Annotated in this window: 24 protein-coding genes and 1 tRNA gene; 9 read left to right on the forward strand and 16 right to left on the reverse strand. The window is 59.4% G+C overall.

All coding sequences use genetic code 11. The annotated features are described in order from the left end of the window. Positions 1-19 precede the first annotated feature (19 nt). Positions 20-4,069, reverse strand: coding sequence for an ATP-dependent RNA helicase HrpA (gene hrpA / locus HWE01_RS00385; protein WP_241820804.1), 4,050 nt, complete (start codon positions 4,067-4,069; stop codon positions 20-22). A gap of 185 nt (positions 4,070-4,254) precedes the next feature. On the opposite strand from hrpA, the gene argA reads away from it, so the two are divergent. The 3 genes from argA (at position 4,255) to HWE01_RS00400 (ending at position 8,829) form a co-directional block, all read left to right on the forward strand. Beyond that, positions 4,255-5,568, forward strand: a complete 1,314-nt coding sequence (gene argA, locus HWE01_RS00390; protein WP_241820805.1) for an amino-acid N-acetyltransferase — start codon at positions 4,255-4,257, stop codon at positions 5,566-5,568. Between the two features lie 97 nt (positions 5,569-5,665). Continuing rightward, positions 5,666-5,938, forward strand: coding sequence for an oxidative damage protection protein (locus HWE01_RS00395; protein WP_008331210.1), 273 nt, complete (start codon positions 5,666-5,668; stop codon positions 5,936-5,938). Between the two features lie 143 nt (positions 5,939-6,081). Further along, entirely contained in the window at positions 6,082-8,829 is a 2,748-nt protein-coding gene (locus tag HWE01_RS00400) for a M16 family metallopeptidase (protein ID WP_241820806.1), read from the forward strand. 126 nt (positions 8,830-8,955) lie between these two features. Here HWE01_RS00400 and rpiA read toward each other — a convergent pair whose 3' ends face one another. From rpiA to HWE01_RS00415, 3 genes are all read right to left on the reverse strand, one after another. After that, a complete protein-coding gene (rpiA, locus tag HWE01_RS00405; RefSeq protein ID WP_241820807.1) occupies positions 8,956-9,636 on the reverse strand; it encodes a ribose-5-phosphate isomerase RpiA in 681 nt (226 codons plus the stop codon). Between the two features lie 83 nt (positions 9,637-9,719). Beyond that, positions 9,720-11,483 (reverse strand): cation:proton antiporter, encoded by a 1,764-nt coding sequence (locus HWE01_RS00410; RefSeq protein ID WP_008331216.1) that lies wholly within the window; start codon positions 11,481-11,483, stop codon positions 9,720-9,722. Between the two features lie 482 nt (positions 11,484-11,965). Next, complete coding sequence (locus HWE01_RS00415) at positions 11,966-12,478, reverse strand: Lrp/AsnC family transcriptional regulator (protein ID WP_008331218.1); 513 nt, start codon at positions 12,476-12,478, stop codon at positions 11,966-11,968. A gap of 203 nt (positions 12,479-12,681) precedes the next feature. Here HWE01_RS00415 and HWE01_RS00420 point away from each other — a divergent pair, with 203 nt between their 5' ends. Beyond that, positions 12,682-13,824: a branched-chain amino acid ABC transporter substrate-binding protein gene (locus HWE01_RS00420; protein WP_175343990.1), complete on the forward strand. Its 1,143-nt coding sequence runs from the start codon at positions 12,682-12,684 to the stop codon at positions 13,822-13,824. A 225-nt stretch (positions 13,825-14,049) separates the two neighbouring features. Here HWE01_RS00420 and HWE01_RS00425 read toward each other — a convergent pair whose 3' ends face one another. Further along, a complete protein-coding gene (locus HWE01_RS00425) occupies positions 14,050-14,376 on the reverse strand; it encodes a hypothetical protein (protein ID WP_008331220.1) in 327 nt (108 codons plus the stop codon). A gap of 343 nt (positions 14,377-14,719) precedes the next feature. Here HWE01_RS00425 and HWE01_RS00430 point away from each other — a divergent pair, with 343 nt between their 5' ends. The 4 genes from HWE01_RS00430 to HWE01_RS00445 all read left to right on the forward strand — a co-directional run bounded on the left by HWE01_RS00430 (position 14,720) and on the right by HWE01_RS00445 (position 17,481). Beyond that, positions 14,720-15,226 carry a hypothetical protein gene (locus HWE01_RS00430; RefSeq protein WP_008331221.1) on the forward strand — a complete coding sequence of 169 codons (507 nt, stop codon included), beginning with the start codon at positions 14,720-14,722 and terminating at the stop codon, positions 15,224-15,226. Between the two features lie 130 nt (positions 15,227-15,356). After that, positions 15,357-15,432: transfer RNA gene (locus tag HWE01_RS00435), tRNA-Thr, on the forward strand. 436 nt (positions 15,433-15,868) lie between these two features. Then, a complete protein-coding gene (locus tag HWE01_RS00440) occupies positions 15,869-16,480 on the forward strand; it encodes a TetR/AcrR family transcriptional regulator (protein ID WP_241820808.1) in 612 nt (203 codons plus the stop codon). Positions 16,481-16,539: 59 nt separating this feature from the next. After that, positions 16,540-17,481, forward strand: coding sequence for an alpha/beta fold hydrolase (locus HWE01_RS00445; RefSeq protein ID WP_241820809.1), 942 nt, complete (start codon positions 16,540-16,542; stop codon positions 17,479-17,481). A gap of 106 nt (positions 17,482-17,587) precedes the next feature. Here HWE01_RS00445 and HWE01_RS00450 read toward each other — a convergent pair whose 3' ends face one another. The 10 genes from HWE01_RS00450 to HWE01_RS00495 all read right to left on the reverse strand — a co-directional run bounded on the left by HWE01_RS00450 (position 17,588) and on the right by HWE01_RS00495 (position 23,679). Continuing rightward, on the reverse strand, positions 17,588-18,076 hold the full coding sequence (locus HWE01_RS00450) for a hypothetical protein (protein WP_157174304.1): 489 nt from the start codon (positions 18,074-18,076) through the stop codon (positions 17,588-17,590). A 524-nt stretch (positions 18,077-18,600) separates the two neighbouring features. Further along, positions 18,601-19,671: a site-specific integrase gene (locus tag HWE01_RS00455; RefSeq protein WP_241820810.1), complete on the reverse strand. Its 1,071-nt coding sequence runs from the start codon at positions 19,669-19,671 to the stop codon at positions 18,601-18,603. Then, on the reverse strand, positions 19,664-19,885 hold the full coding sequence (locus HWE01_RS00460; RefSeq protein WP_241820811.1) for a DUF4224 domain-containing protein: 222 nt from the start codon (positions 19,883-19,885) through the stop codon (positions 19,664-19,666). Before HWE01_RS00460 ends, HWE01_RS00455 begins: the two co-directional genes overlap by 8 nt. Positions 19,886-19,932: 47 nt before the next feature. Beyond that, positions 19,933-20,298: a hypothetical protein gene (locus HWE01_RS00465; protein ID WP_241820812.1), complete on the reverse strand. Its 366-nt coding sequence runs from the start codon at positions 20,296-20,298 to the stop codon at positions 19,933-19,935. Further along, complete coding sequence (locus HWE01_RS00470; protein ID WP_008330650.1) at positions 20,295-20,441, reverse strand: hypothetical protein; 147 nt, start codon at positions 20,439-20,441, stop codon at positions 20,295-20,297. The genes HWE01_RS00465 and HWE01_RS00470 overlap by 4 nt, the downstream gene beginning before the upstream one ends. Further along, positions 20,438-22,489, reverse strand: a complete 2,052-nt coding sequence (locus HWE01_RS00475; RefSeq protein WP_241820813.1) for a replication endonuclease — start codon at positions 22,487-22,489, stop codon at positions 20,438-20,440. Before HWE01_RS00475 ends, HWE01_RS00470 begins: the two co-directional genes overlap by 4 nt. Beyond that, entirely contained in the window at positions 22,479-22,835 is a 357-nt protein-coding gene (locus HWE01_RS00480; RefSeq protein WP_241820814.1) for a hypothetical protein, read from the reverse strand. The genes HWE01_RS00475 and HWE01_RS00480 overlap by 11 nt, the downstream gene beginning before the upstream one ends. A gap of 85 nt (positions 22,836-22,920) precedes the next feature. Further along, positions 22,921-23,142: a hypothetical protein gene (locus HWE01_RS00485; protein WP_075259306.1), complete on the reverse strand. Its 222-nt coding sequence runs from the start codon at positions 23,140-23,142 to the stop codon at positions 22,921-22,923. Positions 23,143-23,245: 103 nt separating this feature from the next. After that, entirely contained in the window at positions 23,246-23,491 is a 246-nt protein-coding gene (locus tag HWE01_RS00490) for an Ogr/Delta-like zinc finger protein (protein ID WP_283817497.1), read from the reverse strand. Next, positions 23,482-23,679 carry a hypothetical protein gene (locus HWE01_RS00495; RefSeq protein WP_241820816.1) on the reverse strand — a complete coding sequence of 66 codons (198 nt, stop codon included), beginning with the start codon at positions 23,677-23,679 and terminating at the stop codon, positions 23,482-23,484. The genes HWE01_RS00490 and HWE01_RS00495 overlap by 10 nt, the downstream gene beginning before the upstream one ends. A gap of 529 nt (positions 23,680-24,208) precedes the next feature. Between HWE01_RS00495 and HWE01_RS00505 the strand changes: the two genes are divergently transcribed. Next, positions 24,209-24,676, forward strand: coding sequence for a helix-turn-helix domain-containing protein (locus tag HWE01_RS00505; protein WP_241820818.1), 468 nt, complete (start codon positions 24,209-24,211; stop codon positions 24,674-24,676). A 305-nt stretch (positions 24,677-24,981) separates the two neighbouring features. Here HWE01_RS00505 and HWE01_RS00510 read toward each other — a convergent pair whose 3' ends face one another. Beyond that, positions 24,982-25,419: a hypothetical protein gene (locus HWE01_RS00510; RefSeq protein WP_241820819.1), complete on the reverse strand. Its 438-nt coding sequence runs from the start codon at positions 25,417-25,419 to the stop codon at positions 24,982-24,984. Between the last annotated feature and the right edge of the window lie 10 nt (positions 25,420-25,429).

The raw sequence follows: 25,429 nt of genomic DNA on the forward strand, positions 1-25,429 counted from the left end.
GACGGGCGCTCAAGGTGGTTCAGCGCTGCATGCTCTCCCACACCTTCTGCAAGCGCTTCACCGACACCGGCATCGGCGTCTTCAGTTCCTGCGCGTAGAGCGACACGCGCAGTTCCTCCAGCATCCAGCGGAACTCGGTCATCTTGGGATCCACCCGCCCGGCGCGGTCCTTGAGCGCGCGCTGGTAAGGCTGCGCCACCGAATTCCACTCGGCCAGCAAGCGCGTATCGCGGGCCGGATCGGCGCGCAGTTTGTCCAGCCGTACGTTGATGGCCTTGAGGTAACGTGGGTAGTGACTCAGATTGGTGTAATCCGTCTCGGCCACGAAACGCTTGCCCACCAGTTGCGACAACTGCGCCTGCATGTCGGTCGCCGCAGCCGCATGCGCCTTGATACCCTGCAGCTTCTTGGGCAGGGCGTGATACTCGGCCAGCACCTGGCCGCACAGGCGCGCGATCTCGTTGACCAGCAAACCCAGACGCGCCTTGCCCTCATCACGGCGACGATTGAATTCGTCCGCATTGCGCGGCAGCGGGTCTTGCAGGAAGGCGCGTTCCAGCCCGGCATTGAGGATCTGTTCCCGCAATTCCTCCTGCGAGCCCAGGGCCATGAACTGCATGCCCATCTGCTGCAGACCCGGAATGTTCTTCTCCAGATACTTGAGCTGTTCCTTCATCTGCAACGCAAACAGGCGACGCAGACCCGCATGGTGGAAGCGCGCGGCCTCGGCCGGATCATCAAAGACCTCCAGGTCGCAATGCGTCTTGCGATCCACCAGCGCCGGGAATCCGATCAGCGTTTGCGCCTGCTTGCCACTGCCGCGCGTGATCTCCAGCAGTTCGGGCAATTCGCCAAAACTCCAGCTGGTGAGATTGCTGTACTCGCCCACTGAGGCGGGGGCCGCCGGGGCTGCATTCGCGGCTCCCTTGCCGAGGGCTGCAGGTGCCGGTGCGGTGCTGTCCTCCTCCTCGCGCGGGGCAATGGCGACCTGCTCGGCCAGCTTCTGGAACTGCTGGCGTGCCTGGCCGCCGAATTCGGCTTGCAGGGCCGCGAGGTTGCGGCCCATCTCCAGCTGGCGACCATGCTCATCGACGATCTTGAAGTTCATCGCGTGGTGCGCCGACAGCGTCTCCTGCTTGAAGTCGCTGGGCTTGACCAGGATCGTGATCTGCTCGCGGATGTCGGCAATGATGGCGTCGATCAGGTTGCCCCGGCCAAAGGTCTTGCGCTCCTCCATGCGCTCGCAGAAACGTGCGGCGTAATCGGGCAGCGGTACGCAGTGGCGGCGCAACTTCTGCGGCAGGGACTTCAACAGCAGATGCACCTTCTCCTTCAACATGCCCGGCACCAGCCAGTCGCAGCGATCCGCCGAGACCTGGTTGAGCGCATACAGCGGCACGGTCAGCGTGACGCCATCGCGCGCCGCACCCGGCTCGAAATGATAGCTCAAGGCCATGGCGATGCCCGCCACGTTCATGGTCTTGGGGAACAGCTCGGTGGTGACGCCCGCTGCTTCATGACGCATCAGGTCGTCACGGTTCAGGTACAGCAACTTGGGATCGGCGGCCGTGGCTTGCTTGTGCCACTTCTCGAAGTCCACGCCATTGCAGATGTCGTGCGGGATCAGCTTGTCGTAGAAACCGATGATCAGTTCATCGTCCACCAGCACATCGAGGCGACGGGACTTGTGTTCCAGGTTTTCGATCTCCCGCACCAGTTTCTGGTTGTGCGCAAAGAATGGTGCGCGAGTCTCGAAGTCGCCACCGACCAGGGCGTCGCGAATGAAAATCTCGCGCGCGTCGGCCGGGTTGATCTTGCCGTAGTTGATGCGGCGCTGGCTGTACACCACCAACCCGTAGAGCGTGGCGCGTTCGGAGGCGGTGACCTGGGCGGCGCGTTTTTCCCAGCGCGGTTCGCCCCAGGATTTCTTGAGCAGATGGCCGCCCAGTTTCTCCAGCCATTCGGGCTGGATGTTGGCGACGCAGCGCGCATACAGGCGGGCGGTATCGACCAGCTCAGCGGCCATCACCCAGCGGCCCGGCTTCTTGGTCAGATGCGCACCGGGCCAGATGTTGAACTTGATGCCGCGTGCGCCCAGGTATTGCGCATCGTCCTCACTCTTGAAACCAACGTTGCCCAGCAAGCCCGTCAGCAGCGCCAGGTGCAGCTGGTCATAGGTGGCGGGGGCTTCATTGAGTCGCCAGCCCTGTTCCTTCACGATGGTCAGCAACTGCGAATGGACATCGCGCCACTCGCGCAGACGCAATTGCGAGAGGAAATTCTCACGGCAGTGTTCCTGCAGCTGGCGATTCGATTTCTTGTGGGCGATGGCCTCCTCGAACCACTTCCAGATCTTCAGATAACTGGCGAATTCCGATTTCTCGTCGGCGAATTTCTTGTGGGCGTTGTCCGCTGCATTCTGCGCATCCATGGGCCGGTCGCGCGGGTCCTGCACGGATACCGCTGCGGCGATGATGAGCAGTTCAGTCAGGCAGGCATTGTCACGTCCCGCCAGGATCATGCGCCCTACGCGCGGGTCCAGCGGCAACCGGGCCAGCTGCTTGCCCAGTGCAGTCAGGCGATTGACGCCGCCCTGCTCTTCTACCGCACCCAGCTCCTGCAACAGCTGATAGCCGTCGGCGATAGCGCGGCCCAGCGGTGGTTCAATGAAGGGGAAACTCTCCACATCGGTCAGGTGCAGCGACTTCATGCGCAGAATCACCGAGGCCAGCGAGGAGCGCAAGATCTCGGGATCGGTGAACTTGGGACGCTGCAGGAAATCCTGCTCATCATACAGACGGATGCACACGCCCGCGGCCACCCGGCCGCATCGTCCGGCACGCTGGTTGGCCGCCGATTGCGCCACCGGCTCGATCTGCAACTGTTCGACCTTGTTGCGATAGCTGTAACGCTTCACACGTGCGAGACCGGCATCGACCACATAGCGGATCCCCGGCACGGTCAGTGAAGTTTCCGCCACATTGGTCGCCAGCACGATGCGACGGGCATTACTGGTCTTGAAGACGCGTTCCTGCTCCTGCGCAGACAGGCGCGCAAACAGCGGCAGGATTTCCACATGCGGGGGATGATGCTTGCGCAGTGCTTCGGCAGCATCGCGAATCTCGCGCTCGCCGGGCAGGAACACCAGCACGTCCCCCGACCCGATGCGCGCCAGTTCATCCACGGCATCGACCACGGCATCCATCAGGTCGCGCTGCTCGCGGTCCTTCTGGGCCTGGCTGGCGCGGCCTTCGGCGCGCGCACGCGCCTGCGCCACTTCGGTGGAGACGCCGCTGCGGTCGGCATTGTCGATGGGACGATAGCGGATCTCCACCGGATACAAGCGGCCCGAGACCTCGATCACCGGAGCCGGTACGATCTCGCCCTTGACCTCGCGGCCGAAATGGCGGGCGAAACGGTCGGCATCGATGGTGGCCGAGGTGATGATGATCTTCAGATCGGGGCGCCTGGGCAGCAACTGCTTCAGATAGCCCAACAGGAAATCGATGTTGAGGCTGCGTTCATGCGCCTCGTCGATGATGATGGTGTCGTACTGGCGCAAGAGCGGATCGGTCTGGGTCTCGGCCAGCAGAATGCCGTCGGTCATCAGCTTGATCCATGCGCCCTTGGACAGCGTGTCGTTGAACCGGACCTTGTAGCCCACCAGTTCGCCCGGCGGGGAATTCAGTTCCTGCGCGATGCGCTTGGCGGTCGAGGAGGCAGCGATACGGCGCGGCTGGGTGTGGCCGATCAGGCCCTTCTCGCCACGGCCCAGCTCCAGGCAGATCTTGGGCAGCTGGGTGGTCTTGCCGGAACCGGTCTCGCCGCTGACGATGATGACCTGATGACGGCGCAGGGCTTCGGCGATCTCGTGGCGGCGGCCGGAGACGGGCAGCTCTTCGGGAAAGGTGACCGGGGGCAGCGCATTGCGGATCGGTGGCGCGGCCTCGGCGGCAGACTCGGCGCGACGGGGAGCGCGCGGCTCGCGCGGGCCGCGCCCACGGTCCTGTTGCGGGTTGTGCTGCGACTGGGCGCCTGGGGGAGTGTGGGGTGCTTTGGTAACGGACATGAGGCCGACATTATACCTGCCACCGCCCGCCCGGTCAGGCTGGATGCGGCTGTAGGGCCGATGGTGCAGGTTTTGGCGAGCCTTGCCGTGCCAATGGCTCCGCTTTGCAACATCCGCACAAGAAATCTGCTCCCAAGCGGCCCGCAAGCCTACGGCCCGCCGCGACGCTGGTTATAATGCGCGTCATGGAAAAACAGACCGAATTCGTCAACTGGCTGCGTTCCGTCGCGCCCTATGTCCACGCCTTCCGCGGCAAGACCTTCGTGGTCGCCTTTCCGGGTGAGCTGGTCACGGCCGGCGGCCTGCAGGTACTGGCCCAGGATCTCTCGCTGCTGCATGCCTTGGGCATCCGCGTGGTGGTGGTGCATGGCTCGCGCCCGCAGGTGGCCGAGCAACTGGCCCTGCGCAATGTCGAGGCGCGCTTCCAGAACGGCCTGCGCGTGACCGACAGCGCCGCGCTGGAATGCGCCAAGGAAGCCGCCGGCGAACTGCGCCTGGACATCGAGGCCGCCTTCAGCCAGGGCTTGCCCAATACCCCCATGGCGCATTCGGCCATCCGCGTGATCTCCGGCAACTTCGTCACGGCTCGCCCCATGGGCGTGATCGATGGCGTGGACCTGCAACTGACCGGCGTGGTGCGCAAGATCGCCGCCGACGTCATCCAGCCCATCATGAATGCTGGCGGCATCGTGCTGCTCTCGCCGCTGGGCTTCTCGCCCACCGGCGAAGCCTTCAATCTGACCATGGAAGACGTGGCCGTGTCCGCCGCCATCGCGCTGCGCGCCGAAAAGCTGATCTTCCTGTCCGAAACCCCGCTGATGAAGGATGCCGGCGGCGCTGAAATCCGCGAGCTGTCCTCGCACCAGGCCGAGGCGGTGCTGTCGGCCGGCTTCCTGCCTTCGGACGCAGCCTTCTACCTGGCCAGCGTGGTCAAGGCCTGCAATGCCGGCGTCTCGCGCGCCCACATCGTGCCCTTCTCCACCGATGGCTCGGCACTGCTGGAACTGTTCACCCACGATGGCGTGGGCACCATGGTCACCTACGAGAACCTGGAAAGCCTGCGCCAGGCCACCATCGAGGATGTGGGCGGTATCCTCAAGCTGATCGAACCGCTGGAAGCCGATGGCACTCTGGTCAAGCGCGGCCGTGAACTGATCGAACGGGAAATCGACTACTTCTCCGTGATCGAACACGACAACGTCATCTTCGGCTGTGCTGCACTTTATCCCTTCCCCAAGGAACGCATGGGCGAGATGGCCTGCCTCACCGTCAATCCGGAAGTGCAAGGCCAGGGCGACGGCGACCGCATCCTCAAGCACATCGAAACCCGTGCGCGCGAAGCCGGGCTGACCAAACTCTTCGTGCTCACCACCCGTACCTCGCACTGGTTCTTGAAGCGCGGCTTCGTGCTGGCCGGTGTCAACGACCTGCCGCAGGATCGCCAGCAGATCTACAACTGGCAGCGCAAGTCGCAGGTATTGATCAAGAATTTGTATTAATCATTTTTCCGTCAGGACGTGAGCAGGCTCAACCGCTGACCCCCATCGCTGGCCCGCCCGTCCCAGGCATTTCAACTTAACGAACCAAGGAATCGACATGGCACGCATGGTCCACTGCATCAAACTGAACAAGGAAGCCGAAGGCCTGGACTTCCCGCCCTATCCGGGCGAACTGGGCAAGCGCATTTATGAAAGTGTTTCCAAGGAAGCCTGGGCTGCCTGGCTCAAGCACCAGACCATGCTGGTCAACGAAAACCGCCTGATGCTGGCCGACGCCCGCGCCCGCAAGTACCTGGCCGCACAAATGGAAAAGCATTTCTTCGGCGAAGGTGCCGATGCCGCAGCGGGCTACGTACCGCCGAGCGAGTAAATCGGACCGCGTCATTGCTGGCGCACGGACTGCAACGCCGCCCTGGCTCGCCACGGCGGCGTTTGTTTTGCGTCCGGGGGTTGCAGCGCAGTAGAGGGCGCTACAATGCGCGCTTCGTTTCCGACTTCCTGCTGGAGCCTATCTTGTCCTTGCGTCGCACGCGCCTTGCCCTGCTATCCCTCAGTCTGGGCCTTGCCCTCTTGCCCCCGCAGATCCACGCGGCAACTGCTGCGCCAAGCCTGCCGCCGGGCATTACGCAGGGCCCCAGTGCCGAGGGCATCAGTGAGTACCGGTTTGCCAATGGTTTCAAGCTGCTCCTGCTACCGGACGACTCCAAGCCCACGGTCACGGTCAACATCACCTATCTGGTCGGCTCGCGCCATGAAAACTATGGTGAAACCGGCATGGCCCATCTGCTGGAACACCTGATGTTCAAGGGCTCGCCGCACAATCCGGCGATCCCGCAGGAATTCAGCAAGCGCGGCATGAACTTCAACGGCACCACCTGGCTGGACCGCACCAACTACTACGAGACCTTCGAGGCCGGCAAGGACAACCTGCAATGGGCCATTGCGATGGAAGCAGATCGCATGGTCAATTCCCGCATCGCGCGCAAGGATCTGGACAGCGAGATGACGGTGGTGCGCAACGAATATGAAGCCGGCGAGACCTCTCCCTCGCGCGTGATGTTGAAGCGCATGCAGAGCGTGGCCTATGACTGGCACAGCTATGGCCGCAGCACCATCGGCGCGCGCAGCGATATCGAGAACGTGCGCATCGAGAACCTGCAAGCCTTCTATCGGACCTACTACCAGCCCGACAATGCGGTGCTGCTCATCGCCGGCAAGTTCGAGCCGGCGCAGGTACTGCAATGGGTCAACCAGAGCTTCGGCCGCCTGCCCAGACCCAAGCGCAAGCTGCCTGAATTCTGGACGGTGGAACCGACCCAGGATGGCGAACGCCAGTTCGTGATCCGCCGTCGGGGGGACGTGCAACTGGTGGCGCTGGGCTACAAGATGCCCTCCGCGCTGCATCCGGATGCCACCGCCCTTGCCTTCGCCGCCGACATCCTGACCGATACGCCCAATGGTCGCCTGCACAAATTGCTGGTCGAGAAAGGTCTGGCCACGCAGGTCTATGCGATGCAGCTCAATGGCTTTGCGCCGGGGCTACAGATGATCGTGGCGCAGCTCAAGGCGGGCGCCGACATCGAACCGGTCAAGCAGGCCATGATCAGCGCCGTCGAATCCTTCAGCACGACACCGCCAACCGCCGAGGAAGTGGCACGCCTGCACCGCGAGAGCAGCAACAATTTCGAGACGCTGCAGAACAATCCGCAGCAGATGGCGGTGGCCATGTCCAACGCGATTGCACGCGGTGACTGGCGCCTGGTCTTCATCGAACGCGACCTGGAGCAACGCCTGAGCAGTGCAGACATCGCCGCTGCCGCCGGCAGATACTTCTGCCGCGACAATCGCACCGTCGGTCTCTACCTGCCGGAAGATCATCCGCTGCGCGCCGACGTCCCGGCTGCCCCCAGCGTGGCATCGCTGCTGACGCAATACCAGCCGCGCCCGGCCATCGCCTCCGGCGAAGCCTTCGACCCGGCACCGGGCAACATCGAACAGCGCACTACCCTCATCGCGCCGGGCCAGTCGCCGCACACGGCACTCAAGCTGGCGCTGCTGCCCAAGCAATCGCGCGGGCAGACGGTGTCGGTGAGCATGAATCTGGAGTTCGGCGATGCCCAGACCCTGTTCGGTCAGCGCGCCGTGGCACAACTGACGGCGGCCATGCTCATGCGCGGCACCCGCAATCTTGATCGGCGCCAACTGGCCGACGAGTTCACGCGCCTGAAGATCAACGGCAACGTCTATCGCTTCCAGACCACGCGCGAGAACCTGGTCCCGGCGTTCGCGCTGGTGGGCGAGGTCTTGCGCTACCCGCGCATAGATCCGGTCGAGTTTGCACAGTTGAAGAACGAGACCGTGGCCGCGCTCGAAGCCACCCGCAAGGAGCCGGATGCGCGCGCGGGCGAGGCCCTGCAGCTGCACTTCAACCATTACCCGGCCGGTGACTGGCGCGCCGCGCAAACGCTGGAGCAGCGCATCGCCGCCGTGCAGGCGGTGACGCTGGAACAGGTGCAGGACTTCCATCACCGTTTCTATGGCGCCTCGCATGGTGAGGTGGCCGTGGTCGGTGACTTCGATGCGCAGGCCGCGCGCAAGGCGATTGATGCAGCCTTCGGCGGCTGGGCCAGTGCGGCGCCCTATGCGCGCGTGCTGCAGAGCTGGGCCGACATCCCGGCCAGGCGCATGGTCATCGATACGCCCGACAAGGAAAACGGTGTCTATCTGGCGCGCCAGAATATTCGCTTGCGTGACGATGATCCCGACTACCCGGCCCTGGCCGTGGCCAATTACCTGCTCGGCGGCTCCAGCCTGAAGTCGCGCCTGGCGGACCGCATCCGCCAGAAGGATGGTTTGTCCTATGGCATCAACAGTGGCCTGCAGATTGGCGCCATCAGCGATGCCGGCTACTTCATGGTGCGCGCCATCGCCGCGCCGCAGAACCTGGACAAGGTCGATGCGGCGGTACACGAAGAAATCGCCCGCCTCATCAAGGACGGCTTCACCGAGGATGAACTGCAACGCGCCAAGTCCGGCATCCTGCAGCAGCGCAACCAGCAGCGCGCCGGCGACGGCGGCATCGCCACCAGCTGGAGTGCCTTGATGAACCTGGACCGCAGCTTCCTGTGGCAGCAGCAGCTGGACCTGAAGCTTGCCGACCTGACGCTGGCGCAACTCAACGCGGCCGTGCGCAAGTACATTGATCCGGCGCGCATGACCGTGGTGATTGCGCGTGATGAGGCCAAGGCCGGCCAGCCCTGAGGCAAGGCGTGCAATGAAGGGATGAAGGGATGAGGGGATGAGGGGATGAAAAAATGCCCGTGTCATAGGACAACGGGCATTTTTGTCTGAGACAAAGACCAACGGCAGTGGGCAGTGGGCAGTGCGTCAGAACTCCAGTTTCCTGACGCCCTCAGCCGTGCCCAGCAGACAGACGTTGGCACCCTGGCGCGCGAAGAGGCCATTGGTGACCACGCCGACAATATTGTTGATCTTGTCTTCGATGTCAGCCGGATCGGTGATGGACAGTCCCAGCACATCGATGATGTAGCAGCCATTGTCGGTAACCAGCGGCTGGCCGTCGCCGTTCTTGTTCAGACGCAGGCGCGGCTGGCCGCCCAGTGCCGCCAGCTTGCGGGCCACCACGGCATGCGACATCGGGATCACTTCCACCGGCAGCGGGAAGTTGCCCAGCACCTCAACCAGCTTGGAACCATCAGCGATGCAGACGAATTTCTGCGCCACGGAAGCCACGATCTTCTCGCGCGTGAGGGCAGCGCCCCCGCCCTTGATCATGGCACCGGCACCATTGATTTCATCGGCGCCGTCGATGTAGACGGGCATGGTCTCGACCTCGTTGAGATCGAACACGGTGATGCCGTGCGAACGCAGCCGTTCTGCCGTGGCTTCGGAAGAGGCAACCGCGCCCCTGATGCGGTGCTTGATCTTGCCCAGTTCATCGATGAAGAAGTTGGCCGTGGAGCCGGTGCCCACGCCGATGATTTCGCCGTCGACCACGTAGTCGATGGCGGCCTTGGCTACGGCTTGCTTGAGTTCGTCTTGAGTCATGATGGTTCAGTTCAACGTAAATAAAATCGGGGGCGTGCCGTTTCCGGTCACGCCCGAATTCTCAAATGACAGGATCGACGTGCTCAATGCACATCGTCCGGCTGCTCATCCAGCGTCTCGAAGAGCGCAATCTGCAGCCGCGAATGCAGCTTGACCAGCTTGCTCCACAGCAACCACAGCAGCGCGGCGGCCGCCGCCAGCACGAAGGCCAGCAGGTTCAGCGGTGGCAGGATGCTGGCGCTCAACACGAAGATCAGCAGCATGATGCCCACGATGGACATGATGGGCAAGACCTCCGAGACCACCTTGCGCACGCCCGAAGTATACGCTCCTGCGAACTCGGGCTTGACGCTGACCTCGGCCAGCAGCATCGACAGCGCCTGCAACTTGCGATAGGTGGCAATGAGGAAGGGCAAGGAGAGCACCAGGGCACAGCCCCAGATGATGGCCTTCTGCACCTCCGGGTCAGGCGTCCATGCCGAGAGCTGGCGCGAGAGACCGTCCACGAAGAAGGCCCCGGCCAGGAATACTGCAATCACCAGGGCCAGGTTCACCATCACCTGCATGAGGATGCGGCGGATGATGCGCGTGAGTTCGGCACGATCCCCCGTAGGCTGCAGGCTTTCCAGCCAGCGTGAATACATGCCCAGCAGGCCGGAGACGCGTGCCGGCACCAGCGTGACAGCCTTGGCCGAGAGCGGATCGGCGGCCTTGATGAGGTAAGGCGTAAGCAAGGCGGTGACCGCCGAGACCGCCACCACGATGGGATAGAGGAAGTCGCTGGTCACCTTCAGGCTCTGGCCGAGCGCGGCGATGATGAAGGAGAATTCGCCGATCTGCGCCAGGCCCATGCCCACGCGCATGGGCGTACGCCCGCCCTGCCCCGCCACGAAGGTCCCCAGCCCGCAACTGATGAGCTTGCCGAAGACCACCGCCAGCGTGATGACGGTGATCGGCATCCAATACTTGACCAGCACGCCGGGATCGAACAGCAAGCCAATGGCCACGAAGAAGATGGCCGAGAACATGTCGCGGATCGGCTCCACCAGGCGTTCGATGCGATGCAGCTGGCGCGACTCGGCCATCACCGCACCGACCAGGAAGGCGCCGAGGGCCACACTGTATTGCAGCTTCATCACCAGCAGGCAGAAGCCGAACAGCACGCCCAGCACCGCCACCAGCAGCATCTCGTTGCTCTTGAAACGGGAGATGAAACTGAGCAGGCGCGGCACCGCCAGGATGCCCACCACCAGCGAGACCGTCATGAACAGCACCAGTTTGCCCACCGTCGTAAAGACTTCGGTGGAATCCACCGAGCCGCTGGTAGCCACGCCCGAAAGCAGCGCGATCATGCCGATGGCGAGGATGTCTTCCACGATCAGGATGCCGAAGATGATCTGGGCGAACTTCTCGTTCTTCATGCCCAGCTCGTTGAGAGCCTTGACGATGATGGTGGTGGAGGACACGGCCAGCATGGCCCCCAGGAAGATGGCATCCATGCGCTTCCATCCGAAGTACAGGCCGATCTCGTAGCCGATCCAGATCATCAGCAGGATCTCGGCGGCGGCGGCAATGAAGGCGGTGGCGCCAACCTTGGCCAGTTTCTTCAGGCTGAATTCCAGACCCAGCGAGAACAGCAGGAAGATCACGCCCAATTCTGAAAGAATATGCACGGTCTTCTCATCCTGGATCAGGTCGTAGGGCGGTGTATGCGGACCGATGATCACGCCGGCCACGATATAGCCCAGCACCACCGGCTGCTTCAACTTGTTGAAGACCACGGTGACGATGCCGGCAATGAGCATGATGATGGCCATGTCCTGGATGAATAACTCGACTTCGTGCATCGTGCGGGATTTCCTTTCTGTGTTGCCGTAGAGATGGCCGGTTGGCGCCGCAGGAGGCTGCGGCACCGGGCATGGCTGCGCCCTGCGGCTGTGGCCGCGGACGGTGGATGACAAGGGTTGCGGGTACTGCTGGCGGGCCGGCCACAGGAGGCGCCGGCGCTGGGTGCTGATCTGTGTCCGCTCTTGTTGCTGGTGACCACGGTACGGCTTGAACGGGCTTGAGCGAAGACGCAGTGGCGCAACATCTCTTCATCGCACACTGCGGGATGCCTCGAAAATAACACAACTGACAAGCGCACTGCAATGCAAAGTGCGTGCCTGCTCAGGGGCAAACGAGGATCCTGCACCATGAGATTGCATCAACGGGAAATGAAAAACTTAGTAATTTCGGCGCATCTGCTACGGGAAGCAGGCACCTAACCTAACAAAAATCCTGCCGGATGCGTTTGACGGCATCCTCCGTGCGGGCTTGCGCAACAGTCTCAGCCCGGTACGCGCACCTGTACCTCGACGGCCTTTTCATCGAAGGCGATGCGGGTGGTGAACTTGGCGCGCTTCATGGGGAAGCGTGACTGGAAGTGACGCACATTGCCTGAGCCAGAAATCACACGTCTGACGAACTGGTAATAGGCATCCATGTCGATGACGTGCACGGCCAGGAAGTAGTCGTATTCGCCGGAGACGAAGTAGCACTGCATCACCTCGGCCTCCTTGGCCATGCGTTGCTCGAAGTCCTGCATATGCTGGTCGGACTGGTTGTTGAGCGAGATCTCGAGGAAGGCCAGCATGCCGTAGCCCAGCGCGAAGGGATCGACCATGGCCACTTCAGCGCTGATGATGCCGGCCTCGCGCAGTTCGCGGATGCGGCGCAGGCAGGTCGGTTGCGAGATGTGCAGCTTTTCAGCCAGTACCCGCGTGGAGATCTGGTTGTCCTTCTGCAGCATGTTGAGCAGTTTGCGATCCACCTTGTCGAGGGTGTGAAGTTTGGCAGCCATGGGACAGAGTCGAGGAAGATTGTTCAGGCCGGCCGCTCAAAAAAAACTTGGCTTGGCCGATTCTTATGTTGTACCGTCGCATTATTCAGAAAGTCGGAGACGAAAGCAAAGCGGTACGCCATGTCGCCGCAACAGGGATCTGAATAAACTGTGTTGTGAGACAAAACATTAAAAGTGGTCAATCCAATCTACAGAGGAAAGTTATGAAACTCAAGTGCGCCATTATTCCATTAACCGCCGCTGTTGGTCTGGCATTCGCTGGCGCCGCGTATGCCCAGGAAGTGGTCAGGATCGCTCATGTGGGTCCGCTGTCCGGTCCTAACGCCCACATGGGCAAGGACAACGAGAACGGCGCGCGCATGGCGGTCGACGAATTGAACGCCAAGGGCTTCACCATTGGCGGCAAGAAGGTCAGGTTCGAACTGCTGGGCGAAGATGATGCCTCTGATCCCAAGCAGGCCACTGCCGTGGCCACCAAGCTGGTCGACCAGAAGGTTGCTGCCGTGATCGGCCATCTGAACTCCGGCACCACCATTCCGGCCTCGAAGATCTACAGCGATGCGGGCATCCCGCAAGTATCGCCCTCGGCCACCAATCCAAAGTATACGCAGCAAGGCTTCAAGACCACTTTCCGCGTGGTCGCCAACGACGCGCAGCTGGGTGCCGCACTGGGCAAGTATGCGGTGCAGAAGCTGGGCACCACGAAGATTGCCGTGATCGATGACCGCACCGCCTACGGCCAGGGCGTCGCCGAGGAATTCGCCAAGGGCGCCAAGGCTGCTGGCGGCAGCATCGTGGCCACCCAGTACACCAATGACAAGGCCACCGACTTCAATGCCATCCTGACCTCGATCAAGGGCAAGAAGCCGCAGGTGATCTTCTTTGGCGGCATGGACGCAGTGGGTGGCCCGATGCTGCGACAGATGAAGCAGCTGGGCATCGGCGCCAAGTTCATGGGCGGTGACGGTATCTGCACCGGCTCGCTGCCCGGCCTGGCCGGCGATGGTCTGGGTGAAGACCAGGTGATCTGTGCCGAAGCCGGTGGCGTGGATGCCTCAGGCAAGAAGGGGATGGATGATTTCCGTGCGGCCTACAAGAAGAAGTTCGGCATTGACGTGGTCTACAACGCTGCCTATGCCTACGATGCCACCATGACCGTGGCAGACGCCATGGCCAAGGCCGGCTCCGCCGATCCCAAGAAATACCTGCCCGAGCTGGCCAAGATCAGCCACAAGGGCGTGACCGGTGTAATCGCCTTTGATGCCAAGGGTGATATCAAGGATGGTTCGCTGACACTGTACACCTACAAGGGCGGCCAACGTACCGTGCTGGCGGTGACCAAGTAATAGCGAAGATCTTTTCTGGTGGCCGCTTTGCGGGATGGCCTCCAGCGCGAAGATAAGGCAGCGCCTCCGATGTACATCGGGGGCGCTTTCTTTTGGAGGAAGAGTTTTTACCGGGTCGGGACGTACTGACCGCGCTGCGCATATTGTTTTGATGATTTTCGCCATGTTCCGGTTTACTTAGTTTTTTCTCCTGCGCATCCAGACCGGATACTTAGATCCTGTCGTTCAGCTGGAGAGCGCCTTTTGCAGCGCCGCCTTGTTCATCGTCGAGCGGCCCTTGATGCCACGCGTGCGCGCTTGCGCATACAACTGCTTGTAGGTAGGGCCGCCGGAGCCGGTGTGTGAACGTAGCCCCCCTCGACGCGAGGCGGGCATATCTTGGGTGGACGTCTTGCTGGCCTTCTTGGATTCGCCGTGCTGGGCGCGTTCCTTGTTGACGGTGCGCGCGGCGATTTCCTCGGCACGTTGGATGCCGGTGCCACGTTTCATGGCGCCGGACTTGATGTGCTGGTACTGGCGTTCACGTTTTTTGCTCCATGCGGCTTGCGGCATGATGGCCTCCTCAGGCTGGCGCCCACCCATGGACAGGCGGACAGTGGATGGGGATCGACTGCTCAGAGAATTGTTTTCCCCAGGAAGAATTCATCTTCCCTCCCTCCCCTTGGACCCGCCATCCGATAGAGACTGAAAGCCCTGTAGGAAGAGGAGAACACGAACGCCTTGCCGATCTGCCCGGCCATTTCTGGAGCGCGGTGCAAGCGTGCGCATTGGTCATCCTTTCCCGGGTGCCTCGCGGCGGCGATGCTGACAGGAAACGTCACAAGGAAAATCATGAGACAACCTTTCTGTGCCTCATCAGTCCAACCGCTCATCACAAAACGGACGGGAGAAAAGAATGAAACGGATCACGGCGGCTTTTGGCGTGGTGCATGCGGTGATTGCGGTCTTGTTTGCGCTGGGTGCACTGGCATTGATCGCCATTGCTGCGCGCATGGGATTTGACGCGGTGACCGAAGGTCTGGGGCTGGTGCAGGCGCAGGCGCTGATCGAGGCCATTGGTATTCTGGCCGCAGCGGTGGTGGCATTTCAGATTGCCGAGACCATTACGGAAGAGGAGGTGGTACGGGACGCCAACATCAGCGCGCCGACGCGGGTACGGCGGTTCCTGTCGCGGTTTTTCGTGGTGGTGATCGTGGCGCTGGCCATCGAGGGCCTGGTGATGACCTTTCGCGCCGCGCACGAGGAGGCCGCTGACATGATCTACGCCGCGGCGTTGCTGGTGGGGACAGGGGTGTTGCTGGCCTCCTGGGGCTATTTCATCTATTGCAACCGTTCGGCCGAAGAGCTGGAGCCGGACGCCATGGAAGAGGCCAAGGAAGAGGACAAGAAAATTGACGGCTGAGCGGTAGTGGCCGGTCCTAGCGGCCTGGGCCAGCGCGCAGCACGGGCCTGCCTCTTTGGGCAGGCCGGCTGAAAATTTCTGGCGGGGATCTGGATGAAGCCGAAATAACCCGTTATAATCGCGGACTTTTGCTGATGTAGCTCAGTTGGTAGAGCAACTGATTCGTAATCAGTAGGTCGACGGTTCGATTCCGCCCATCAGCACCAGCACGCAAGGGTTCCGGCTTACGCTGGGACCCTATTTGGGTAATAGACGCCTATCTGGGTAATAGAATTGCCCCCAGAGAGGTTTATGGTCCCCAAAAAAGCCCGCGATTGCGGGCTTTTTTTATTGGCCTAGATGTCTGCTTCTGGCCGGAAGCGGACGCCCGCGACAAAACGCCTGGACGGGCTGTTTTCATTCTGGCCCGTTACCAGTGATATGAAAATGTGGCTGCCACATCGCGTTCTTCACAGTATCGGCTGCTTTTCCGTCAGGCGATTGGTCTGCGTGATCCGCGCAGTGCGGCTGACGGAAGTATCTTTCCGCCTTTCAAGCTGTAACGGATTTCTGTTGCCTACTGGTTGCTGCGAGCCGGCTTCAGACTATCACCCTCCCGTCATACTACTTGAATATGGAACCGTTTTGATCCAAAATTAAGGAATGGTTCAAACAACGGAAAAAATCAGCCGCGGCCGTCCCAGGGAATTCGACTATGACGAGGTCGTGGATAGGGCTGTCTCCTTGTTCCGGCAACGCGGTTTCGGCGCTACGTCGATTGCCGATCTTGTCGATGCCACTGCACTGACGCGCGGTAGCCTGTACAAGGCATTCAAGGACAAGAAGTCCATCTATATTGCAGCCTTCGAGCGCTACACGGCGCGCGGGCACGAGCGTATCGGGGCTATCGTGCACGGCGGCGGGACCGGGCGCGAACGCGTAGAGCGCCTGTTGGCGTATTACCTCGAACAATCTTCTGGCGAGCCGGGGAGACTCGGCTGCCTGGTCGTGGCTACAGGCCTGGAGGTAAGCGTGTTGGACCCAGATATCGCGATACTGTTTCGACAGGCGCTGCGGCGCCTTGAGCGCATTTTGGTTGAGTTGATCGCAGCTGGGATTAAGGATCAATCGATATCGGCAGATCTGAATGCGAAGTCTGCTGCAAAGTCTCTCCTTTGTTTCGTGCAGGGCTTGCGTGTTGTCGGAAAGAGCGATGAACAGCGCACGCATCTCAATAAAGGAATGATTGATATGGCGATGAAGATGCTGGGATAAGCCATGCCCCTTCTTTGGACGGTCAATACCGTCTTATTTTTCTTTAATTTGGAACCATTATGTCTATAAATAATTCGACTGAACACTCCGATCGTAGCTACGGCCTTCACGAGGATGAAGTTGAGTTGCTTCACCACCTGATTGATGTCGACGGTGTTCGGCTTCACTACGTGGAGGCTGGCTCTGGCGCCCCGATCCTGTTGATTCCCGGCTGGCCAGAGAGCTGGTACGCGTGGCGAGATGTGATTCCAAAACTTGTCCGAGCCGGGCGCCGGGTGATAGCCATTGATCCTAGGGGCATGGGTGACTCCGCCCATCCCGTCCATGGATTTGATCCCGGAGTCGTCGCGGCAGAAATACATCGTTTCGCGGAACTTCTGGGCTTGATTAAGGGGACAGGACTGGATGTCGCTGGTCACGACGTTGGTGCCTGGATTGCGTATGCCTATGCGGCGGACTGGCCTGCCGACGTAAAGAGCCTGACGTTGCTTGACGCAGCGTTACCGGGGATTTCACCGCTAGCCACCGGGGAGATTCCCTCTGACGAAGTCAACAAGCGAACCTGGCATTTCGCCTTCAACCGCATTCCCGATCTACCCGAGATACTGGTACGTGGGCATGAGCGCGAATATCTTATCTGGCTGTTCTCCCAGAAAGCCGCCCGTCCATGGGTATTTACCCCCGAGGTAGTTGACGAGTATGTGCGCACCTATACTCAGCCGGGCGGCACGCGAACAGCTTTCGCCTATTACCGGGAATCCTTCTCTCGCGATGCACTGGATGCAAACAAGGCCAGGGCGAACCAAATGCTGGAGATGCCGGTTATGACCATAGGTGGTCAGTCCGGGGTCGCATCCGGCCTGTTCAACACAATGAATGGCATCGCCAGGAATGTTCGAGGCCATGTCCTCGAGGATTGTGGTCATTTCATCATGGAAGAATGCCCGGATGAAGTGGCCAGACATCTTGCCGCTTTCATTTCGGACGTAAAAGACTCATAAGCACAATATGGATCACGCGGCCGAAAGCAGACATCTAATATGTCATGCCAAATTAACGTCGTCTGCTTCTGGCCGAAAGCGGCCCTTTGGTCCAAGCAATTCTCCTTCAAGATGCGGTCGTATCGAGAGCCCAGTCGACGATTTGCTCGGGACTGGGATCGTAGTCGCTCATCGGCTTTCCGCCACCCCATGTGTCGCTATCGTGGTCATAGTCGGGGGCGTAAAAAATGAGGTTTGATGCGTGTAGCCGTGACACGTTACAGTCAAATATAGCCATGTACGCCTCGTGTAAGCCACCTCGATCTAGTTTCATCGCGCGCCGGACAATTTCAATAAGTTCTGCTCGGGTGATATCGGGCACCGGCTTTATGTGCTGCTTGCGTAGTATTCTGCGTACGAAGTTAGCGTGATCTTCACTTCCATGGATGCCTTGGAAAGAAATCATCGCGAGTTCTGTTCCAGCAAGCCTGTTGAACTCGGCGCGCAGCGCTTCATTGGGAGTGCCATCAAGGGCATCAGCCAGCTCAGCGAGCCGGGAGACGAGTTCCTCATCGAGCGATGGGGGGGTAAGCTCTCGCCGCAGTTCCATATACAACACGCTCCGAAAGATTAGTTTCTTGAAGGTCCACTTCTGGCCGATTGCGGACCCTATTATTTTTTCGACTCTTTAGCACGCCAAGCGCTGAAGGCAGTATTTATCGCGTCGGCATACCTCAATGCTACGTTTCTGTTCTTATATTCTGAGCTACTACCTACAGCACCGGGTGCCGAGTAACTAATCTTTTCGGCTAGCTTGCTGAGATATTCATGTCCATCGTTTGCATAGTCAGCTCGCTCCTGGTCACTCAATTGGACTAAGACGTTGTAACTTACCGCATCGTGCTCGCAGTTTACGTCCAAAAACAATGAGCCCGCATCTGAGAAAAGAAACCAGAAGTGCGGCTCGTTATCAATAACTTCCATAGTCTCCCCGTTTTTGTAGAAGTCCGCTTCTGGCCGAATGCAGACATCTTAGCTCGAAGAGAGAATGTCGCGCGACCAACAGAACAATAGAATTGCCTCAGGCGAGCCCCATAACGCGAAAAGCCTGCGTAGCAGGCTTTTTTGTTGTCTTTTTTATCACTCGAATCGCGCTTTGAGTGGCTGAACCAACTCAGGCTTGCGGCGGTAAATTCGTCTGGTCGTCCGTGAGTCGGCATGAGCCAATAATGCGCGGGCCTGTTCCAGGCTGTCGGCATCACTTGCGCACTTGGCGCGCAAATCATGGTCGGTGAAGGATTGCGTAACCTTCGTTTCCGCCAACACGCGGGCCATGAAACGCTGCCACATGGAATCCCAACCGCTGAAATCGTCTCTCTCTTCGTTGTAATAACTGGTCCCGGTACGGGTGCAGAACAGCAGATCGACCTTTTTCGGCCGTGCTTCCATTGCTTGAAAGACCTCGTCGCGCAGATCAGGCGTCCAGGCATAAATAGTTCGCTTGCCGGTCGAATTCTTCACCTTCCGGCGCTGCACGTGGATGCCGTCTTCCTTAAAATCCTCCGAAGGGACCAGACGCAACAGGTCCCCTTTTGAAATTCCGGTCAGCAGCTTAATGCGCATGTAAGCCTGGATGATGGGGACACCCGACGATCCTCCGTTCGACTGCCGTTTGAGCGCCAGGCACTCCACAATTTCCCAATCCTCCACGTATCGGTCACGGGCTTTTTGCCCTTCCAAGCGCATCTGCCCGATGAACGGATGCCGGTCGGTGTAGCCCCACTCCACTGCTTTTGTGAAGGCATGTGACAACAGCGCCACCGCCCTGCGCGCCGCGACCTTCTTCGGTGACTTATCGATGAACTGATAGATGAGCTGTGGACGGATGTCAGTGAGCAGCAGCTCACCGAACACCCCACGCAATCGGCCCACGTATCGATTGCCGTCGCGCTGCTGCTTCGCTCCCTTGGTCGGCACCACTTCCAGGGCGTACCTGTCCAGCAACTGCGCAACAGTTTCTGCCGCATCCAATTTCTCCAGGCGTGCCGCCCAGGTCCTGTATGCCTCCGGTAAGGTGCTGCCGAGACGGAACTTCTTTTTTCCGTCCCACCGCGACTCAAGGCCAGCCGGTACATGATAGTAGTAGGCGCCGTGGTGCAGTACCCAGCGCGTCGGCAGTCCACGATGTTGCGCACTTCTCGGCTTAGGCATTTGTCAGCACCTCCCAGTTCGGTTCACGGACAGATCGCTGGCGAACGGGCGGCTCCAGCCCTCCCAGCAGGCGCTCAACATGAGTCTGTAAAACAACCAGGGATCCATCGGCCCGCACCTTGTATTGGATGCCCATAGCATTGAGCTGCTTCTGCTGTGCCTTCGCTCGCTTGCGCTTCGTGAGATCGGCGATGTCCGTTTTATTCAAGAACATTTTATTCTCCTGACGGCACCTCGCTGGATGCCGCCCTTTCAGTGAAATCATTCTGCGGACGTTGAATCCGACCGCAAGTCATTCGCCAGACTGCCGCTATAGTCGGCCAGGTACAAGCGCCGTGAATGTCCGTTGGCCGCAGCGTTGTGGCGCACGCTCCCTGCGTCATCGCAGGTAATGATGTCGGCCAGTGGCACGCCACGGAATTGCCCGGCCAGTTCGTTGTCCAGCTCCACCCAGGCAAACCGCTCACCATTCCCCAGGTGCTGACGAATGACCGACACATAGCCGGCCATCACACCATCGTCGGGTGTGTTGAACGTGATGCGGTCCAGGGACTGCGGGGGCTGCATCACGAAGTCACGCGACTTGCTGGCGGTGGCGATCACATCAAATTTCACAGGTGCATTCATTGCTTCTTCTCCTTGGTGGCCGTAACAGAACACACGCCAAAGCGATCGACGGCGGCGGCGATCACGTCGCAGCTATGGGCTGCGATGGCGGTGTAGGAATGGCGTGCGCTGGCGGTGCGCACGACGACACGAAACGCGGTCATGAGGCGTTCCCTTTCGTTGGGTTGGGATCAATCGGAAGTTCGGTCACATCGAGCCGGCCGGCGCGCCAGTCCGCAACCTGGCGCGGCGTGCCGCGACGCGGGGATTTGTCCGGCAGCGGCACCATGCGTGGCCAGGGGCACGCCTTGATGGCATCCCAGGCGGCCAGGGCCCGGCGCTGTTCATCGGCGGTCATGGCTGGCCCTGGCCATGTCGGCATGTCGTCCACCACCGGTCGAGGCCAGGGACATGCGCCCAGCGCGAGCCAGGCATGCTCAACCTGTGCTGCCTGGTCGGGCTGGAACATGACCGGTGCGGGCGCCATCTTCGGCTCAAAGGACACATCGGCCGCAAAGGCAGGCGCGGCGGGCTGCGTACAGTTATTTACACGAGTCCAAGGGAACCCCGAACCCGCCGATGCGCGGGCGTCGTGCCCTTGAACTGGCGTCCATGTGTGACGAACAGATTTAAAAACCACACCGACCATCTGGCGACATTGCACGCCATAGGGCATCACGCGTTCGCACTCTTCATAGCGGCCGGTGACCGTCTTGTTTTCTTTGGCCAGCGTGACCATCAGGTCGTCGCGCTTTACCAGTGCGCCACCCTGGGCGCGCAGGTAGCTCGCCCAGCATGCACGCTTCTCGCCCTCGACCTTCTGCACGGCATCCCAGGCAGCGGCCATGGCCGGCGGGGCTTCTTTGAGCATGTCTGTCGGCACGCGGCGCAGTTCGCGCCAGACGCTTACCGGTGCGCCACCCCATTGCTGGAACTGGCGAATACCCCAGCGAGCCGCCCAGGCTTCTACACGGGCCGAGGCCGTCAGCTCACGGTCTCCCGCCATATCAGTAGTGATGAGGTAACCTTCTTTGGTCTTGTGGTCGGCCACACCATCGATGTTCTTGGCCACGTACTTAGCGATATAGCCGGCAGCACTGCCTTTCGCCCAGTCGATTCGCTTCACATCCAGGCGGCGCTTGAATGCGCCCGGTTCGCCGCGATCCACGCGCCAGGCGTATCTCTTCATGATGCGGATAGCGCGGCTAGCCACGTCCTTGACGTGCGGTGTGGTGTAGTCCGGCAGCGCACGCACGAACACCAACATGTGCCAGTGCGGGCACCCATCGTGATGCGGTTCAGCAATACGGAAGCCGTACAGACCGATACCACGCCGAGCCAGCGCCGAGCGCGCCAGCGCAGTCATCTTGCCCAGGTATTTATTGGCCGTGCGCGGGTCCGAGCCGTCATATTTCGGATTCGGCTTGCCCGTATGCAGCGTTGCATGGAAGCGCGATGGGCACGACCAGGTGAGGAATAGCCCCTGATCGTTGCACTCCTTCGCAATGGTCTCGAAACCATTGATGCGCAGCATGAGTTCGCCACGGCGGATGGTCTTATTTGCAGTCGTCTTCTCCGCCAGCTCAGCAATGCTGAATTCTTGGCCAGCCTCATTGCGCACAATGGTCGCTTCCAGAGCGGCAGCATTTCTTCTGTTCTGTGCCAGGCGAGACAGCACCGCATCATTGCTGGCATAGGGCTCGCCGTGATAGTGAACATAGCCAAGACGGATATTGCCGCCCTCGAACGCGCGGCCGACCACCTTGCGCAGTTGCCTGCGCCACCAGCGTGGATCTACGACACGCGCAATGATGGCGCGCAGGTCGTCATCATCCACTTCCGGCATATCAATGCCGTAGTCGCTGCATTCTTGCTCGATGAGGTCGCGGGCGTGGGTATCTGAAATCGCTTTCCACAAGACTTTCTTGACGTTCTCGGCGGCTTTCTCGGCCGTGGCGCAAATATCAGCATCATCCTGCGACAGATCCACGCCGGCCGGCACATACTGCTCAGCGAATTCGCGGACGAACTGAACGGCGACCGGCTCAAAAATCTTGTTCCAGTGCCATACCGACATCAGTTCCAGTGCCTGGCTCACGACACGTCCGCGCCACTTCAGCGGAATACGTGCCAGTTCCCCGGCAAACTGGTGCGACTCGACGAAAGCCCGATGCCGACGCCGGGTCTTCGCATCGACTGTTCTAGACTGCATTGAGAGCTCTTTCATACGTCGTAATGGCACGCAGCACCGCATGGCGCATGGCCAGGCGTTCAGCTTCAGTGAAGGAGTGAATAGGGCATTCCCAGCGATCCGCCGAGAGTCCTGCCAGGGCCAGGATGTGCCGGCGTACGGGCTTGGGCATCGCCGCCCAGGAATAAGCAATCCCCGTTTGCAGATTGGGCCGCCTGCGATTGCGCAAGAGTGAGATGGATTTACTTAGCTCGGCCTTGGCAGCTTCATTACCCGGAGGGGTGGGCACCCATGCAGCGCGCTCGCGCAGCAGGTCCGCAGCCGGCCGGAATGACGCATGGTCCTTAATTCGTGCACCGCGCATCATTACCCTTTCACCAGCCCGAGGGCAGCCAGAAGAGCCGGCGCAAGCAGCAACAACACAGCAATGCCATGAGCGATCACAGTACGCATTACCATGCCCCCATCAGACCGCCGAGACGCTGCAGACGCTGGCCAAGGCGATGTGCAATGGCAGATTTACCCTGCCAGATCACATTCCACTGCAGTTCATCTTGCAGTACCGCCTTGCGCAACAGCATGCGCTGGGCGCATTGAAATTCTTTGATGTCGTCGCCCATGCGAAGCCGCAGCGAGGCGAGCGCAAGCGTTGTCTGTTGCTGATCGAGAGCCATGTGAGGTTTCTTTAGGGTGAGCGAATCCCGCGTGCGCCAAAGGGCGCACGACAGGTCTTAGTCAATTTGGGGTTCAGCGACCGGCTAGGCGGTCACCAGTAAATCAGGCAGTGCCTGTTCCTTTGGGGGCAAGGTACGCACGGGGCGAGATGGGAAGGCTCACCTCGGGATTGGGCATGGCCGACAGGGAAACGGTACGAGAAATCTCCAGCGTGGCCACGAAGGTATGGCCGCAATCGACGTTCTGGCACCGATAGGTGATTTCCTTCATCAGCGTAGACATCGTCCGGCTTTTGGCTGCACGCACTGGACTTTGGCAATGAGGGCAGGGGAGGCTAATTACACGCATAATTTCGGATTTCCTATGACAGCATAGAGCGTCCGGCCTTTACCGGTTACGCGCTTTACACCGTTACGTAAAGCTGTTTTAGCGAGCCACTCTAGTGCCTGGTCGACAGATTCGAGTCCTTCACGCTGGCGGATAGCGTCAATTTGTTCGCGCTCCTCATCCGATAGCATCATTTCGTTCCAAGTCATTTACGGTTGCTCAAAAGTTACTTATTGCTGCCTTGGTTTATCAGACAATACGGCTTACGCTATCACTAGCATCTGATGCCAAAATCGCGGCAGCCTGGCGTAACGCTAACTCACGCAGGAGAGTCGATACTTGCTCACCTTGATATGCGGCTAACGATTCGACGAGCTTCTGTTCATAGTCGTCGAGTCGAAGCATGTGGCGATGCTGGCGGACGCGCTTCGGGTCTTGATACATATTTGCTCCCTTTTCAAACCGTTACAGATTCGATTTCTTTTTCGTAGGAGGCCAAACCACGGAGAAACATCACACGGATGAAGGCCGCGCGGGTACGGTGGTCTCGGCGTGCAAAGATTTGGGCCTTTTCAATTTCTTCAGTAGTCAGACGAAGAGTCACAGGCTGTGAGCTATGCTCCGCAGCTATTGATTGGAAGGGGCCTTGAGTACTCATGAGTTAATATTTGTGTGCGTCACTAGCAATGACGCAAATATAGTGGACAAAAACCCACAAGTCAAACCAAAAGTCGAGAAATGTCGGATTTCAAGTCGCGCCTCAAAGAGGAAAGAAAGCGCCTGGGCCTAAACCAGGAGAAATTTGCACAACTAGGTGGAGTGTCTAGAGATACTCAGTTGAACTATGAGAGCGGTTTACGCGCACCGGATTCTGATTACTTAGCGGCAGTGGCTAAGGCTGGTGTTGATATTCGCTATCTCTTTTCTGGTGTTTCAGCTGAAGATCAGCTAACCGACAGAGAAAAAGAACTATTGACCGTAACCCGTCAACTCAGTGACGAAGGTTTCACTAGCGTCATGGCACTTGCTACTAGCCTTGTTCCCAATCGTCACAGATTTTCAATTAATCTGACCGATGAGGAACAAGCTCAAGTTGAAGCTATGGCACACAAAAGCGGAATATCTATTGGAGAGATGTTGCGCTTGCTGGCTATTAATCAGGCAGAGGAAATACTCAAAAAGCCAAGCTCTGGCAGAAAGAAGTAGCTGTTCACTATGGGATATGTTTCCACCAGTCGGATAGACCCAGGCGGACTCCAAAATCTATACGAATTGACCCTCTCACCTCCTTCGCCGCAGCAGAATTGTTAGGCAATACAAGAATCCCGAAGATTTGCTAGGAAAAAAAGCTTGCTGAAGCATCACCAAGCGGAGGTGGAGCGAGCTAAGGATGCGCGTCATCAATTACCGCTGACTTGCGTGCTCACATCCTCTCTTGCGGTGAGCGTGGCACGGCTCACGTCGCTCTCGCTGGTAACTTGGGCGCCGTTGGATCAACTACCCAAGCGCTCTCAGTTTCTAGCCAGAAGGTGACAAGCATCAGAAGTCACATCATCGTAAGTCATCGCAATAGAAAGTGCAGTCTTTCCCATATACGAGCTAGGGGTAATCTTCAACTGAATACCCTCTTTGCAATACACTCCCATCGACAGTGGCTTCCAGCCACGTTCATCAAAAGTTTCTTTGGAAGGATAGTGCCAAAGATCGGGATCGATAATTAAGTATGAGGACGCGACGCCAGACTTGGAGACTTCTCCGTTAGCATAAATTCTTACGTCTCCATTTGGCGTCTGCCTAATCCATTTCATTTCCCCCCTTATTATCTCCAGCTTTTTGTATGTTGGCCCAACATTTTTCCCCGTAACGATTGAGTAAAAAAAACCTACCAAAACGATCGGCATAAATATGGCCAGAGTTCGATTTTTGATTTTCCTGAAGTTCAGCTCCATAAGTTTCTCT

The sequence above is a fragment of the Herbaspirillum sp. C7C8 genome, assembly GCF_022627875.1.
Lineage (GTDB): Bacteria > Pseudomonadota > Gammaproteobacteria > Burkholderiales > Burkholderiaceae_D > Herbaspirillum.